Here is a 15,757-nt window from a genome sequence, read left to right on the forward strand (position 1 = left end):
AAACTGATTTCTAAATTTTTTAACTTTAAAACACGACCAATGCCACAAGCGCAGGAAATTCTTTCAAAATACTGGAAACACGACAGTTTCAGACCGTTGCAAAAGGAGATTATTGACTCTGTTTTGGACGGTCAGGATACCTTTGCCCTACTGCCAACAGGTGGAGGAAAATCGATTTGTTTCCAGGTTCCAAGTATGATGCTGGAAGGCATTTGCTTAGTCATTTCACCTTTGGTTGCTCTTATGAAAGACCAGGTTGCCAACCTGCAGAAACGCAACATAAAAGCTATCGCACTAACCGGAGGTATTCATACCGAAGAAATCATAGATCTTCTTGACAATTGCCAATACGGAAACTACAAGTTTTTATACCTTTCTCCCGAAAGACTGCAATCAGACTGGATACTGGAACGCATTAAAAACCTTCCGATTAATTTAATTGCAATCGACGAAGCGCATTGTGTTTCGCAATGGGGACACGATTTTCGCCCTGCCTATCTGAAAATTTCAGAACTTAAAAAATATTTTCCAAAGATTCCGTTTTTAGCTTTAACTGCAACAGCAACACCCAGAGTCATCGAAGACATTAAAACAGAACTGGGATTAAAAGACCCCGTACTTTTTCAGCAATCTTTTGAAAGAAAAAATATTGCCTACATGGTTTTTGAAGTCGAAGACAAGTTGTATCGCACCGAACAAATCTTAAAGAAAAACCCGCAGCCTTCTATTATATATGTACGAAATCGAAAATCGTGCATTAACCTTTCCACTCAATTACAATCATTAGGTTTTACTGCAACCTATTACCATGGCGGGCTTTCAGCTAAAGAAAAAGACAAAAACATGCAGCTTTGGATGTCGGAACAAGCACAGGTTATTGTAGCAACCAATGCGTTTGGAATGGGAATCGACAAAGACAATGTAAAAACAGTCATTCATACACAACTACCGGAAAACTTAGAAAACTATTATCAGGAATCCGGAAGAGCCGGACGAAACGGAGAAAAAGCTTTCTCAGTATTGCTTTTTAACAATTCAGATGCCACTCAGACTGAACAGCAGTTTTTAAGCATTCTGCCCGATAAAAAGTTTCTGAAAGCGATGTATATAAAACTCTGTAACTATTTTCAGATAGCGTACGGAGAAGGTTTAGACGAGTCCTTTTCTTTTAAACTAAATAACTTTTGTAACAAATACGATTTCCCCACTTTAAAAACATACAATGCATTACAGTTTTTAAACCAGCAGGGAATCATTACTTTGTCGCAGGAATTCTCAGAAAAAATTACTTTACAATTTATAATCGAATCCAAAGAGGTAATTCGATACATGAATCTCAATTCAAACGACGAGGAAATTATATTAGCAATTCTAAGAACTTACCCCGGAGTTTATGATATTAAAACTCCTTTTAACCTTTCGTTGATTGCAAAAAAATCACACCATACAGAAGAACAGGTTTTAGCTCTATTAGAAAAATTAAAAGAGAAAGAAATTATCGAATACAAAGCCAAAAACAACGATTCAACTGTATTATTCAATGAAGTGCGTGAAGACGAATTAACTATAAATCGCGTTTCTAAATATCTGGAAAAACAGAATGAACTCAAAAAAGAACAGCTTTCTTCCGTCCTCTATTATATAAGAGAAAACAAAACCTGTAAAAACAGATTGATTCTGGATTATTTTGGAGAAGAAACCAACGAAAACTGTGGCGTTTGTTCCTATTGCATTACACTAAAAGGAAAAATAACTGAAGCCGATTCGATTGCAGATAAAATCCTGTATTTGTTAAAATCAACCGCTTTGACTTCCAGAGAAATTCAGTCTCAAATCAAACTGGATGCCAATGATATTATTTTGGTACTTCAGCAATTATTAGAAAACAATCATATCACCATACTGGCGAACAATAAATACACTTTAAAATCATAATGGAAAAATTGAGAATTATTTTCATGGGGACTCCCGAATTTGCTGTTGGCATTTTGGACACCATTCTTAAAAACAACTACGATGTCGTGGGCGTAATTACTGCAGCAGACAAACCTGCAGGACGCGGACAAAAAATAAAATACTCTGCAGTAAAAGAATATGCACTGGCAAACAACCTTACGTTACTTCAGCCAACAAACTTAAAAGACGAGAGTTTTTTAGCGGAGTTAAAAGCTTTGAATGCGAATTTACAAATTGTTGTTGCCTTCAGAATGCTTCCAAAAGTAGTCTGGAAAATGCCGGAATTTGGAACATTTAACCTTCACGCTTCCTTATTACCAAATTACCGTGGCGCTGCACCAATTAACTGGGCCATTATTAACGGAGAAACCAAAACCGGAGTCACCACCTTCTTTATCGATGACAAAATTGATACCGGAGCAATGATCCTGAATTCGGAAATTGCAATTGAGCCGGAAGAAAATGCCGGACAATTACACGACCGACTTATGCTATTAGGAAGTGAAACTGTTATTGATACTTTAAAAGTTATTGAAAGCGGAAATGTAAAAACTACCATTCAGGAAGACACTACCGAAATAAAAACCGCTTACAAATTAAACAAGGAAAACTGTAAAATTGACTGGACCAAATCCGGTGCAGAAATCAACAATCTCATTCGCGGTTTAAGTCCGTATCCTGCATCCTGGTGCTTCTTAAAAGATAAAGAAGAAGAACAAACCATCAAAATTTATGAGGCAAAACTACTTCCTGAGACACATTCTCAAGAAGCGGGAAGTCTGATTTGCAGTAAAAAAGAAATCAAAATTGCAGTTAAAGATGGTTACATTCAAATTTTGAGTTTACAGCTACCCGGAAAAAAAAGAATGCAGGTGGCAGAATTACTAAACGGAATAACTTTTTCTGAAAGCGCCAAAGTCTATTAAGGTCAATAAAACAGGGGTTTCTACCTGATTTTGACCAACTAACGCTCTGCTTTATGAACAAAAAAAGCAAGTTATTAACAATTTTTGCTAAAAATAAAGAAAACACTTGCAAGGAACGGATTTCCTACTAAATTTGTGTATTAACAATTTTTTTTAACCAACAATTAATAACTAATATTATGAACAAATCAGAATTAATCGATGCTATCGCTGCTGATGCAGGAATCACAAAAGCTGCGGCAAAATTAGCTTTAGAGTCATTTTTAGGGAACGTAGGAGCTACTCTAAAGAAAGGTGGGAGAGTTTCATTAGTAGGTTTTGGATCATGGTCTGTATCTGCTAGAGCTGCAAGAGACGGTAGAAACCCGCAAACAGGAAAAACTATTCAAATCGCTGCGAAAAATGTTGTAAAATTCAAAGCTGGTGCTGAATTAGAAGGTGCGGTGAACTAAGTAAGAAAGTTCTCCAAACTAATAATATAATCAAAACCCTTCTTATGAAGGGTTTTTTTTTGCGCTTCAACGATTTTATTTGGGATTTTAGAAATTTTATGATTAAATTTAATAAAAATTGTAGCCGTATGATTTCAGAAAAATTAAAAAAAGGACACCTGCTTATTGCCGAGCCTTCTATAATTGGAGATTTATCATTTAATAGATCGGTAATTTTATTAGCAGACCATAACAAAGAAGGATCAATAGGATTTATCATTAATAAACCTTTAAAGTACACTATTAATGACCTGATTCCTGAGATTGAAGCCTCTTTCAAGATATATAACGGAGGTCCTGTTGAACAGGACAACCTTTATTTTATTCACAATATTCCAGAGTTAATCCCGAATAGTGTTGAGATTTCTAATGGAATTTATTGGGGAGGTGATTTTGAATCGACCAAAGACTTAATAAACAACGGATCTATCAGTAAAAATAACATTCGTTTTTTCTTAGGGTATACCGGTTGGGATGAAAATCAGCTTGAGAATGAAATGCAGGGAAACTCCTGGATCATTGCCGATAATAGTTATAAAAACAAAATTATCGGAAAATCGACCACCCATTTCTGGAAAGAGCAAATCATTGAACTTGGAGGCGACTATCTTATTTGGTCAAATGCACCTGAAAATCCATATCTGAATTAATTTTCAGAAATGGATTCATTCAGCTTTTGTAATAACAGATGAGCCAAATTACTTGTAAAGTCCTTTTTTCGATATTTCGTGATCGGCTGGATTCCCATGATCACATTAGTCAGAAATAATTCATCTGCTTTTTGAAGATCAAATGGTGAAATTATTTCTTCTATTACTTCTATGCCCTCTACTTTTTTAGCCAAAGCTAAAATCTGCTTGCGCATCACACCATTAAGACAACCTTCAGAAATTGGCGGAGTTATAAGTTTTTTACCCACAACCATAAATAAATTCCCCTGTAATACCTCAACTACATTTTTAGTATCGTTAAGCAAAATACAATTGGCCAAACCATTTTCATGAGCAAAAATACTTCCGGTAACGTTTATCATCTTATTAGTAGTTTTGATCGACGATAACAATTGCTTAGTCACATAAAAATCCTTATACAAATCTACTTCGTATTCAGCTGAATTTAAAGTATATAAAACATCTTCAAGTGTTGTTGCGTGAATTAAATACGAAACCTCATTTGTTTTAGGCAAATAAAGTCCGCCCTCTTTTCTAAAAACAGTAATTCTGGCTCTGGCAGATGCCGAGATTCCTTTTTGCTGAACAAGGTTTAAAATCTGCTCTTCAAAATATTCCATGGTAAAATTCATCGGAATTTCCATTCGGACCACACGCATAGAAGCCATTAATCTGAAATAATGATCTTCCAGGAACAAGATTTTATTATTGATAATTTTTACTGTTTCAAAAACACCATCTCCGTATAAAAATGCGCGGTTTTGAGTTAATATATTATCTTCTTCTGCTACTATATTTCCGTTAAAATTAATCATAAAAAAACCCTGAATTTTGTTCAGGGCAAATATAAGGTATAAAATAGAATTTTACTAAACAGATCCGATAAGATGTTTCAGGTCTGAGATCTGATTCTCCCACAGTTGTTTAGCTTCTCCTACTTCTTCTTTATCAGCAAAATCTACTACCATTAACGATACGTCTTTGGTAAGTTCATCAACCAGAATGTGCAATTCAAAAAAATACTCGGTGTCTTTACTGCTTTCATCCACCCATTTGAATTTGACTTTTTCACCTGTTTTTTTGGAAGCCAAACGCGCTTTTTCCTGTGAGTCGTTCCAGATAAAAGTGAAAAATTCTCCTCTTGAATTTACATTATCAGCAAACCATTCTGATAATCCTGACGGAGTTGATATATATTGATACAATAGTTGCGGCGAAGAATTGATCGGAAACTCGATTTCGTAACGTATTTTTGGATCCATGTGCTACTTTTAATTTTTTTGGAAATATAAGAATATATGTCCAAAAACAACACATTTTTAAAAATATTTTTTTTTCTTCATTTTATGCTTGCAAGCTTTAATATTATTTCTATCTTTGCACCCGCAATGAGGAACACGGTTCTACTTGCAGTCTTGGCGAGGTAGCTCAGTTGGTTAGAGCGCAGGATTCATAACCCTGAGGTCACGGGTTCAACTCCCGTCCTCGCTACAAAAAACAAACCCCTAATCATCAATTGATTAGGGGTTTTTATTTAAATTTACACCCTCTCTAACCCGTTAATTAGAATGAGGAAATTAAAAAAAAGCAACTGAAATTCGAACAATGTAAACAATACGACAGCGGACTTCAGACTTTGTACTTCTTCTTTTTTTATAAGAAAAGTATGCGGACAGGTCAGAATAGTATTTTATAAGCTAAATCATTTATAAAAACATGGATATAGTTAAATTTAAAATCACGTCAAAAACGATAAAAGTAGAAGTACGCAATTCGAATAACTACGTTTTTAATTTCAACACGGCTTTAGAGATTGAAAAAGAAGACAGAGAGGTTTTATTAAGACTGTACAATGCGTTGGACCTTCTTTTTAAAAAAGAAACTCATCCTGAGATTAAAAACTATATTTCACCTAATCAAACTAACATTTTGGATCAGATTTCTGCTGCAGATAATCTGGAGCAGGAAAAATAAACCATTGTTAGTTTATCATTGAAAATTTATTTGCTAAAAAAGAGAAAGTCTCCACACCATGAGATTTTCTCTTTTTTTTTTGTTTTTTTGTTAGATTCCAAACAACTTCAGAGCATCCAAATTCTAATCTCCAGCTTTTGTTCTTCAAAAAACAACTTCTCCAAAACCTTAATCTGAGGCTTACACTGTCTTTTTACGAGACTAAAATCAAAAACTTACTTCAAAATCCAAACTAAAATCAGGTATTTCTACTTAGTGAATTAATCTATTAAAAAACGATTTTTGTTGCAAATTACGTGAAACCGTAAGTTATTCTCTAAAAACTGATATAACTTAGCGTATTAAAAAGAACAAAAATCACAAAAAGAAAACTATAATACTTAACCATAAAATAAAAACCAAAAAAACGAACCATGGAAAAACTTTGGTGTTGGCGTTGCAAAACAGAAGTTCCTATGTTACATACAGAAGAATATCAAATTGCAACTAAACTCTATCGTAATGGCTTTGAACATGGAAAATGTAATATGACCAGAACAGAGCGATTCAGTGAACTTCTAAATTACTATAAAGAACTAACCGGATTTAAAGAAACCAATCCTAATGCCATTATGCATCATCGAATTGATCTTTACGGTCCGCCTTGCGAATGTTGTTCTAAACCTTACCGAACTCCTCAGGCAAAATTTTGTGCAGCCTGCGGACACAAAAGAACAGCAGCGGTAACCAACAATACTCACACCTTTACCGAGGAGGAACAAAAATGGTGGCAAAAACTATTGGAATCAAACACCTTTAGTCAACCAGTGCTTGCGGTTAGTGCTTTAATTGCAAAACTGGATTTAAATTTATAAAAATCAAAAAAACGAAATCAATCCTGGAATCCATTTTTAGTTGTACTAAAAGTGGATTTTCTGCTTTCAGGAATATACCGCTGTTTTTTTAATGTAAAAAATGCGTTAAAATAGCTTTCGGACGACAATTCTTCGACAATTAAAAATACTTTTGTGAGAACGAAAACACACATTGGTATGGATTCCGAAAAATTCATCTTCTGCCTCGAAGGTGTTCCTGACATCGAAAACAATTTTGTCACCCAGGTAGTAAAAAACCTGGAAGAAATTGCTATTGATCAGGGTATCGCCAGTATTTACAAAACTTGCGATACCATTGAAGGCTTAGAAGAAAGCCTGAATGTTTTACTTTATGAAGATCACAATTTTAAAGATTACGAAATTATTTATTTGGTAATGCCAGGCGGACCCAACAATATCTGTCTGCATGATTACTATTATAGTCTGGAAGAAATCGCAGAACTTTTTGAAGGAAAAATGAAAGGAAAAATTATTCATTTTGCCAATTTAAAAGTACTTGATTTAAACGACGAAGAAGCGCAGTACTTTTTAGACATTACCGGTGCACGGGCGATTTCGGGTTACGGCTCTACTTATAATAAGATCGCGAGCTGTAGTACCATCGACAAAGCTTTTTTTAGCCTGTATCAGGAAAATGACGACATTACTGAAGTGGTAGAAGAACTTTATCAAAAACATTATGCTCTTTGCAAATTACTTGATTTTAGACTGTATTATTAAATTATGAAAAGCAATGCCAACGGAGAGATAAAAACCTATGGCGCGAAAGTGTTTCGTGAAAAATTTCTGGGACAGGAAAATCCAATGCATTTATTGTTTAAATCCAGCTCTGACCATTTTTTTTGTCTGGAAATGGAAGAAATGATGCAGCTTCGTTACGCTGTTCCTCCTTCAAAACACAGTTGTCATACTATACTTTTTGTGACTTCCGGAATTCATGTTGCAAAGGTTGGTTTCGAAGAATACCAAACCAATCCAAATGAAATGCTTATTGTTCCGGCCGGGCAGATTTTCTCTATTGAACATATTAACACGAAACATATTGGTTTTATTTGCCAGTTTCATCCGGATGTTTTGATCGGCAAATATGGCAACAGTGAAATGCTAAATGATTTCGACTTTCTTAAAATTGGAGGAAATCCAAAAATTATAATCTCTCCGGACAACTTCCATTTTATAGTGAATCTCTTTAAGCGTTTACAGGCTGCTTATCTTGAAACTGAAATCGATAATGCTGATATCGTTCAGTCTTATTTAATGGCTTTGTTCTTTGAGATGAATAAAAATGCTCCCAAAACATCTAAAAGCAATACAGCCGCAGCTGTTATTTTTGCGAAGTTCAAAAAACTCATTTACGCTAATATCAGGACGCATCATCAGGTAAATTATTACGCCTCTTTACTTAATGTTACCCCCAATCATTTAAACAAATCGGTCAAATCGGCAACTGGTAAGTCTGCAGTCAAATGGATTGATGAGACCATTTTAACAGAAGCTAAATACCTGTTGTACCAAACTACCTTTTCTGTAAGCGAAATCGCTATGCAGGTAGGACATGAGGATCATTCTTACTTTAGTCGTTTCTTTAAAAAACACGAAGGAATCACTCCTATTCAATATCGTAAATTGATTGATAAGTCCTAATTATTGCTTCCTGCATCCTATAAACTTGAAAAACGTTTATTGAAATTTGTTCCGTTAAAAAAAGCAAATTATGATTTACGTTTTCAAAACATCTGTTGACACACCATCAAAGCTGGAATTCGCAAGTGCATTACTTGATGAACTGATACCAAACGCGATATGGAATTTTGACCTTGAGGACTGCGATAATATTTTAAGGATTGACAGTGAGGCCGAAATAAATGAAAAGATTCTCAAGAATGCGATTTTCGATTGTGTCGAATTAGAATAAATTCAAAAAAAAGTATAGTATACAACACTTGTCTGTTTGTTAGAAAAGCTTGATTTAAATGGTCAACAATTTTTTCCTCTATACAAAAAAAACAGGGATGCAAAACCAATTGCATCCCTGTTCCTTTTTAAATAACTTATAAACTAATTACTGTCTCCATTGCGGATCTCCTACTTTTTTGTCAATTAACGTTTGATTTTTAAGAGTAAAATCTCCTGTTGCACTATTCGTAAACTGAGGATCCAACGTTCCGTAAGTTCCCGAAGCATCATATTTTACCGCAGCAACACCGGCTGTATGTAATGCAGCCGAATTAAAATAGTTATTATTCAAGAAAGTAGGCGGTGTCGTTAAGGTCTGATTGGTATACATTGCTAATGGTGTTTCAAAAAGCGTGTTGCGAATTGTTGAAGCATTACTGGCAAAACGTACGTACAGAATTCTATTAGAAGCTGTCATCGCTTTATTTGAAATGGTACAGGCATCTACCAATACTGTAGTTGTTAAACCCGTCCCGGTAATGCCAGGTGCGTTATCGATACGTATAAAATCGCGGCCTGTAGCACAATTGTTAAAAGTACTGTTTTTAAGGGTTAACGATGCCAAATGCGAAGTTCTAAAATCGATACAATCACCTTGCACCGTTAATATGTTAGTAACGACACTATTTTCAACCGTTACCGAAACAATTTTAGTACTACCTGTTGCCGTTTGTGTTATAAACGATTTCACAAAATCATGAACCTTACAACCACTAATTAAAAGTGCCCCATAAGCAGTACTTACTTCATTGTATTTTACAGCATCACTTTGAGTTTTGTCTCCATTGATATCCAAATCAATTAAACTAACGGATTTAGCGCCTGCGTTTAGTGCAAACTTATTATGAAGCAAAGGTTTATTATCGCTTCTTAGACCTCTAATCGTAATCGATTTATTCAAAATAATTTCACCAACAAAAACATTGTATTCTCCCGGCATCAATACCAATACTGCATCTGGATCTGCCGCTGCGATTTTTGCATTCAAATCATCCGTAGGTTTAACTAAAGTAGCTGTTCCAATGTCAATTCCTGTAGTAAAAGTAACCACTCCTCTCTTTTTGGTTCCGTTAAATAAAGTGGCAGTATAGGCCGTTTCTCCTGTAAATCCCGTAACTATCGCTGCTCCGGCCGTTTTTTCGGCTGCAGTGATCGTGTGCGTAATTCCGCCCGGACCTGCAGTAATTTGGGTAACAGAACTGTTAGGCGTCCATCTTAACGTCACTTGTTTTGCTTCGATATCGGCAGGCTGCACAGGAAAGAAGATTTGCTCCGTTAATGTTGCTGCTGTTGTTACAGACCATTTCGAATCGGAAAGTCCTGAAGCACTGACTGCTTTTACTCTTATCGAATAAACCGTTTCTCCTTCTAATGCAACTTTTACCGGAAGTTCTTTTGCGGTAACATTAACTGTTTTGTAAATTGTTTTGAAATCCGGATCATCAGCACTGAATTCTACCGTATAATGATCAACATCCTCTTTTGTGGTCCAGTTTAATTCCACCGTGGTTTGATTTTTCACTACCGCTTTAAGTTCGATTGGAGAAAATACTCTATTGGCTCCTATATCCTCCAACACTGCTTCATTGTAACTTTCGCAACCGGCAATTACCAATAAAAACATAGCCAGCAGTCCTTTAAATATATATTTTGCGTTCATAATTCTTATTTGTTAATTGCTTTTAGTTTCCAAAAACCCAGTCATTGGCTAACTGTCCATTACTTCCGTCAATAAACGTTTGCCAGATTGGCCAAAATTGTCTTTTATCAGGATTAACTCCGGCTTTGTACAGTGTGGTTATTTTGTTGTCATCCAGTTTATCCCAGCTTTTTGAGGTATAATCAGTACCCTGCGCCTGCGTTTCTCCACGGTTTAAACCATAAATCTCAAGTGTAGTATTATCTGCTTTATATTTATAATAAAGTGTTGAAGGCACATTGGCATATTCATCACTGCGCGCTTTCAAACGGGCCATTTTAACTTTAGCTTCGTCTAATTTTGTTTTCAATAAATTCCAGCGAATCAGGGCAAACTTACGTTCCATTTCTCCGGTAAACTCATATTTATTCTCCTCGATAATACCGTTCAACATGGCTTGCTTACTTGTCAGACCATCTACATAAGCGTCTACTTTTACTGCCTGGTTTTGCGAAGCAAACGCTCTGCGGCGGATTTCTTTTAAGTAGACTGCAGCTGATCCCGGGCCTTCTAATTCATTTGCCGTTTCAGCAGCCATTAAAAGTACCTCGGCATAACGCATGTAAATTTTATTTACCCCATCGTCATTTGGCGCCGAAACGATACGATTCATCCATTCGAAACGATATTTACCAAAATACCAGGTTTGTAAATCTGTAAGTTCTTGTTTGGACTTACCGTTTACCGCGGCTCCCCATTTGTAAGGCACACAGGTAACGTCTCTGCGGCTGTCGGCCTGATCGTAGTCATAAAAAACAAATGGCAACGGTCCGTTTACGCCGCCTTTATTAGTTCCCATCTGTTGAAACTGATCTGAAGCATCATGACGCACAGCAAAAGTAAACAGGACTCTGCCTCGTGTGGCTGCAAAAGGGATTTCCCAAAGCGATTCTCCTCCGGCTGTTATATTTTCCTGATTGTATTTTCTCCATAAACCTTCAAAAGTCGGTTCTAAATGTGCCGAACCACTCGCAATTACTGAACGGCATTCGTCTAATGCCAGTTTGTACATCGTACCTACTGAAAGTGCAGGATCTGTACTTCTTCTCACTCCGTCCGGATATTGCTGAAAGCCACTGGCCATCAAAGCCAAACGGGCTCTTAATCCTTTTGCAAAAGCCTTGTTGATACGCTCTGTGCTTGTTGTAGCGGCAGTTTCATTAGGCCATGCTACTAAAGTTGAAGCTTCGCCTAAATCGGCAATTAACTGTTTGTAAATTTCGTCACGACTTGTTTTAGACACGTAGATTGTCGATGTAGAAACTGGTTCAAAACGGGCTGGAACATCACCCCAGTTTCTGATCAGATCGGCATAATAAATGGCTCGTAAAGTCAGTGCTTCTCCTAACAACTGCCCCATCTCTGTATTCGGTAATGGATTGCCGTACTTGCGCAGACCTCTGATACACAAATTAGCACGTTCAATTCCTTCATACATCATGGCCCAGGCATTTTTTGGCGAATTCATTTCTGTATTATCCGATTTTGCATCATAAACTACCAGATCCGATTTGACATTATCACTTGAAGAAGTCAAAAGCCATTCTGTATCTGTATTTAGTCCTTGGTAAGCCAAAAGTCTTCCTCTATAAGATTGCTCTTCTCCGAATGAGACTTTTATTCCATCGACAGCACCCTGAGCTAATCCGGCAGTAGAAAAAATGAGTTGTTCGTCTAAGGTTGACTGTGCCGGTGTATCAAAATATTCCTCCCCGAAATCCTGACAAGAAGTCAACAAACCTAAGATTATCAATCCTGCTATTATTACTTTATATTTCATTTTATGATACGTTTTAAATTAGAAATTAAGGTTTAAACCAAAAACCAACTGCCTGCTGCGCGGATAAGCCGAATAATCAACTCCAGGTGTTAGCGGAGTTTTTCTTCTTGTTGACACTTCAGGATCCGGACCGGAGTAATTTGTAATTACAAACACATTCGTTGCTGTAAAATAGAATCTCAATTTACTTACTCCCAGCTTAGAGGTTAAGGCTTGCGGTGTACTGTATCCTAAAGTCAGCGTATTCAACCTGAAGAACGAACCGTCTTCTACTGCCCAGTCTGTAAACATGAATTTTTGCATGTAAGGAGACCACATCGTAGTATTGGCATTTAGCGCTTCTAAAGCAGCAGGATCTGTTACCAATTGTCCCGAAGCAGGATCTAAATTTGTCCATCTTTTGCCATCTGCCATCTCGGTGCTTAAATTCTTGTATTGCCCGTTTCGGTTTGCTGTTGAAAACTCGGCTTTATTGGCATTGTAAATATCATTACCAACGCTCCAATTGAAAGCAGCAGAAAGATCAAAACCGTAAGTATTTGCATTAATAACCAAACCTCCGGTATGTTTAGGATTAGAATTTCCTATTACTTTTTGATCCGATGCTGTCACTTTATTATCAGTAGAACCATCTGTATTTTTCAGCTTCATCATCCCCGGCTGTAAAGCACCTACTACACTGCTTGCATCAACAACTCCCGCTTTTAAGGTGTACTTTCCTCCTGCATAATCAAAATCCGAAACTTCATAACGTCCGTCGCTTTGATATCCGTACATTAATCCCATTGGAGAACCTACATTTACCACATAATCATTCCCAACATCAGTAGATGCCCAATTGGTATTTGTGCCAAAATTATCCATTACTCCAAGAGAGTTGATTCGGTTTTTGTTCATTCCAACGTTCACAGAAAAGCTCAAACCATAATTTTTCTTTTCGATGGCTATAAAATTCAGGGTTGCTTCAAAACCGGTATTTTGTGTTTCACCCATATTTCTAAATTGGGTTTTGTAACCTGTACCTCCTACCGGAAATTCGATCAGTAAGTCCTTCGTAACATTTTTATACACATCAAAAGTTCCGTTCAGACGATTTTTAAAAAAACCGAAATCAAGACCAATATTTTGCGTTACAGTAGTCTCCCACTTCAATTCCGGATTTGCCAAAACACTCGATGGCGACCAATAGCTATCGAAACCGTTTATGAAACCATTTGTACTGGACAAATAACTCTGAACGGTTTGCCCAACAGGAATGTTATTGTTGCCCGCCTCACCATAACTAAGTCTTAACTTTAGAAGATTTAACCAGGAAGCATTTTTCAGGAAATCCTCTTCAGAAATTTTCCATGCTGCCGCTGCTGCCGGGAAATACCCCCAACGGTTGTTTCCTAAAAACCTGCTGGAACCGTCTGCACGAAAAGAAGCTGTTACTAAATAGCGGTCTTTATAATCATAATTTAAACGTCCGAAAAAGGACAGCAATTTATCATCCGCACTGTAAAAATTGTCCACTGAAAAAGGTGTTCCCTGTGTCGTTAATTTCTTAGCCTGATCTAAATCAAAAAATTCCGGATAATTTAAAATCGTCGTGGTTACGGTGTTTGAAGTTGTCGTAATCATCTCTTCTCCTAAAAGTGCCGTCAAATGATGATTGTCTCCCAAAATATTTTTAAAATCATAGTTTAAAGTATTGGCATTTCTGAAACGTACGTCTTTACGATCGCTCATGACCATACCTGGTTTTCCTGCACCTATTTTGGCTGTACTTGAAAAATAAGTAGAAGACCCATAAAAACGATAATCAGAATAGTTGGAATTGTCCAATCCTAAATCACTTTGAAATTTTAAATCTTTAGCCAGTTTCCAACCAAAGCTTCCCAATAAATTATAATTTTTTCGGAACTGCTGACGGTCATTGTCTGTTATTGCCAAAAATGGATTTACCAGATAACTGTTCACAGACTGATCATCATTATCAGTAGTTAATCCCGGCATTGGAATAGGTGCATAACCTACACTATGACGCAAACGGCTGTCCAATGATGAAGCCTGATTCTGATCGTTTGCACCACCGCCATTTATATCAGTATCAGAGTAACGTACTGTAAATCCAAGGTCTATTTTTTCGCTTGCTTTATTTTTTAAAGCCAATGAGAGGTTATTTCTTTTAAAATTCGAACCTGCCATAATTGCTTTTTCATCGTAATACGCATAGTTGAAGTTGTAACTAAGCTTTTCATTCCCTCCACGAATTCCTAAATCACGACTATTTACTTCACCACGACGGCCGTAAATCTGCTTTTGCCAATCTGTTCCTTTTAAACCGTTATACAAATCACGATCCTGCCAGCTGCCAAAATACTTGGTATAGGAGCTTGGATTGCTCAAAATCGTTTTATCCGTCTGATCCAATAAAGCATATTCATATTGCCATTTTACAAAATCATCAACCGGAAGAACATCGATTTCTTTGGCCATGGTTTTCATTCCGTAAAACATATTATAGCTCACAGCCATTTTTCCGTCTTTACCGGTTTTAGTTGTAATAATAATAACCCCGTTTGCTCCTCTTGATCCATAGATTGCAGTAGAAGAAGCATCTTTCAAAACCGTCATCGATTCAACATTAGAAGCCGCAATATCATTCATACTGTTTACCGGAAAACCATCTACAATAATTAACGGAGAAGCATCTTGTGTTAAAGACCCGCCTCCACGCACTCTGATTTTAATATCGGCATCCGGTGAACCTTCGCTTGAAGTAACCTGAACTCCGGCGATTCTACCCGTTAAAGCTTCGGCGATATTAGAAACCGGAACTTTTTTCAAGTCATTTCCTGAAATGGAAGAAACTGCCCCTGTCAGATCCGATTTTTTAACGGTACCGTAACCTACCACAACCACTTCATTTAAAGCATTTGAATCTTCAATTAAAACAACATCAACTTTCGTTTTTCCGGCAGCATTGACTTCTTTGGTTTTAAAACCTATAAACGAATAGGTTACAACTGCTTTAGGATTGGTCAATTTTAATTTGTACCGTCCGTCAAAATCTGAGGAAGTTCCGTTTTTTGTTCCTTTCTCTAATATATTAACACCCGGCAATGTAAGTCCTGCAGCATCCTTAACGATTCCTTCGAGTGTAATACTTTGCGCCTGCATTTGATTGCCGGCCAGTAAGCACAATAAGAAAACAACTGCAAAGCAACAATTTGCTCCTTTGTTAAATAAATCTTTAAAATTCATGGTTGATTGTTTAAGTTATTAATTGTTTGTTCTAAGTGGTTATTTCGTTTTTATTAGGTTCCCTCTTTTTTTAACTGATTATCAAAGCCTCACTTCTAAGACAACAGTTTCTTTTTTGAGTTGTTTTTTGACCTTCCAAATAAGGTCTTTTTTTTAGCCTTAAAAAATTTGTAATCGATT

14 protein-coding genes and 1 tRNA gene are annotated in these 15,757 nt (G+C 36.5%); 10 read left to right on the top strand and 5 right to left on the bottom strand.

Annotated elements, in window-relative coordinates:
* The first annotated feature begins 39 nt into the window (after positions 1 to 39).
* The 4 genes from B0A80_RS02240 to B0A80_RS02255 all read left to right on the top strand — a co-directional run bounded on the left by B0A80_RS02240 (position 40) and on the right by B0A80_RS02255 (position 4,023).
* Positions 40 to 1,935 carry a RecQ family ATP-dependent DNA helicase gene (locus tag B0A80_RS02240; RefSeq protein ID WP_089076263.1) on the top strand — a complete coding sequence of 632 codons (1,896 nt, stop codon included), beginning with the start codon at positions 40 to 42 and terminating at the stop codon, positions 1,933 to 1,935.
* Positions 1,935 to 2,882 (top strand): methionyl-tRNA formyltransferase, encoded by a 948-nt coding sequence (fmt, locus tag B0A80_RS02245; protein ID WP_089076264.1) that lies wholly within the window; start codon positions 1,935 to 1,937, stop codon positions 2,880 to 2,882. The genes B0A80_RS02240 and fmt overlap by 1 nt, the downstream gene beginning before the upstream one ends.
* 179 nt (positions 2,883 to 3,061) lie before the next feature.
* Positions 3,062 to 3,334, top strand: coding sequence for an HU family DNA-binding protein (locus B0A80_RS02250; protein WP_017498096.1), 273 nt, complete (start codon positions 3,062 to 3,064; stop codon positions 3,332 to 3,334).
* Positions 3,335 to 3,462: 128 nt separating this feature from the next.
* A complete protein-coding gene (locus tag B0A80_RS02255) occupies positions 3,463 to 4,023 on the top strand; it encodes a YqgE/AlgH family protein (protein ID WP_026110149.1) in 561 nt (186 codons plus the stop codon).
* On the opposite strand, the gene B0A80_RS02260 is transcribed toward B0A80_RS02255, so the two are convergent.
* Together B0A80_RS02260 and B0A80_RS02265 are read right to left on the bottom strand one after the other, a co-directional pair.
* Complete coding sequence (locus tag B0A80_RS02260) at positions 4,020 to 4,859, bottom strand: aminotransferase class IV (RefSeq protein ID WP_089076265.1); 840 nt, start codon at positions 4,857 to 4,859, stop codon at positions 4,020 to 4,022. The two genes, B0A80_RS02255 and B0A80_RS02260, sit on opposite strands and share 4 nt — an antisense overlap.
* 54 nt (positions 4,860 to 4,913) lie before the next feature.
* Entirely contained in the window at positions 4,914 to 5,306 is a 393-nt protein-coding gene (locus tag B0A80_RS02265) for an START-like domain-containing protein (RefSeq protein ID WP_017498093.1), read from the bottom strand.
* 155 nt (positions 5,307 to 5,461) lie between these two features.
* Between B0A80_RS02265 and B0A80_RS02270 the strand changes: the two genes are divergently transcribed.
* The 6 genes from B0A80_RS02270 (at position 5,462) to B0A80_RS02300 (ending at position 8,808) form a co-directional block, all read left to right on the top strand.
* Positions 5,462 to 5,535: transfer RNA gene (locus B0A80_RS02270), tRNA-Met, on the top strand.
* Between the two features lie 225 nt (positions 5,536 to 5,760).
* On the top strand, positions 5,761 to 6,018 hold the full coding sequence (locus B0A80_RS02275) for a hypothetical protein (protein WP_017498092.1): 258 nt from the start codon (positions 5,761 to 5,763) through the stop codon (positions 6,016 to 6,018).
* A 455-nt stretch (positions 6,019 to 6,473) separates the two neighbouring features.
* Positions 6,474 to 6,872, top strand: a complete 399-nt coding sequence (locus tag B0A80_RS20935) for a hypothetical protein (RefSeq protein ID WP_198288060.1) — start codon at positions 6,474 to 6,476, stop codon at positions 6,870 to 6,872.
* Positions 6,873 to 7,049: 177 nt separating this feature from the next.
* The gene (locus B0A80_RS02290; protein ID WP_017498088.1) at positions 7,050 to 7,613 is read left to right on the top strand and encodes a DUF6642 family protein; all 564 of its coding nucleotides are present in this window, start codon (positions 7,050 to 7,052) and stop codon (positions 7,611 to 7,613) included.
* Positions 7,614 to 7,616: 3 nt separating this feature from the next.
* Complete coding sequence (locus tag B0A80_RS02295; protein ID WP_089076267.1) at positions 7,617 to 8,537, top strand: helix-turn-helix domain-containing protein; 921 nt, start codon at positions 7,617 to 7,619, stop codon at positions 8,535 to 8,537.
* 70 nt (positions 8,538 to 8,607) lie between these two features.
* Entirely contained in the window at positions 8,608 to 8,808 is a 201-nt protein-coding gene (locus B0A80_RS02300; RefSeq protein ID WP_070907744.1) for a hypothetical protein, read from the top strand.
* Positions 8,809 to 8,955: 147 nt separating this feature from the next.
* Here B0A80_RS02300 and B0A80_RS02305 read toward each other — a convergent pair whose 3' ends face one another.
* Genes B0A80_RS02305 through B0A80_RS02315 form a run of 3 tightly spaced genes read right to left on the bottom strand, consistent with a single transcriptional unit; the run spans position 8,956 to position 15,577 of the window.
* Positions 8,956 to 10,509 (bottom strand): DUF4957 domain-containing protein, encoded by a 1,554-nt coding sequence (locus tag B0A80_RS02305; RefSeq protein ID WP_089076268.1) that lies wholly within the window; start codon positions 10,507 to 10,509, stop codon positions 8,956 to 8,958.
* A 22-nt stretch (positions 10,510 to 10,531) separates the two neighbouring features.
* Positions 10,532 to 12,328: a RagB/SusD family nutrient uptake outer membrane protein gene (locus B0A80_RS02310; protein ID WP_089076269.1), complete on the bottom strand. Its 1,797-nt coding sequence runs from the start codon at positions 12,326 to 12,328 to the stop codon at positions 10,532 to 10,534.
* Between the two features lie 18 nt (positions 12,329 to 12,346).
* Positions 12,347 to 15,577 carry a SusC/RagA family TonB-linked outer membrane protein gene (locus B0A80_RS02315; protein WP_089076270.1) on the bottom strand — a complete coding sequence of 1,077 codons (3,231 nt, stop codon included), beginning with the start codon at positions 15,575 to 15,577 and terminating at the stop codon, positions 12,347 to 12,349.
* Between the last annotated feature and the right edge of the window lie 180 nt (positions 15,578 to 15,757).

The sequence above is a fragment of the Flavobacterium tructae genome (assembly GCF_002217475.1).
Lineage (GTDB): Bacteria > Bacteroidota > Bacteroidia > Flavobacteriales > Flavobacteriaceae > Flavobacterium > Flavobacterium tructae.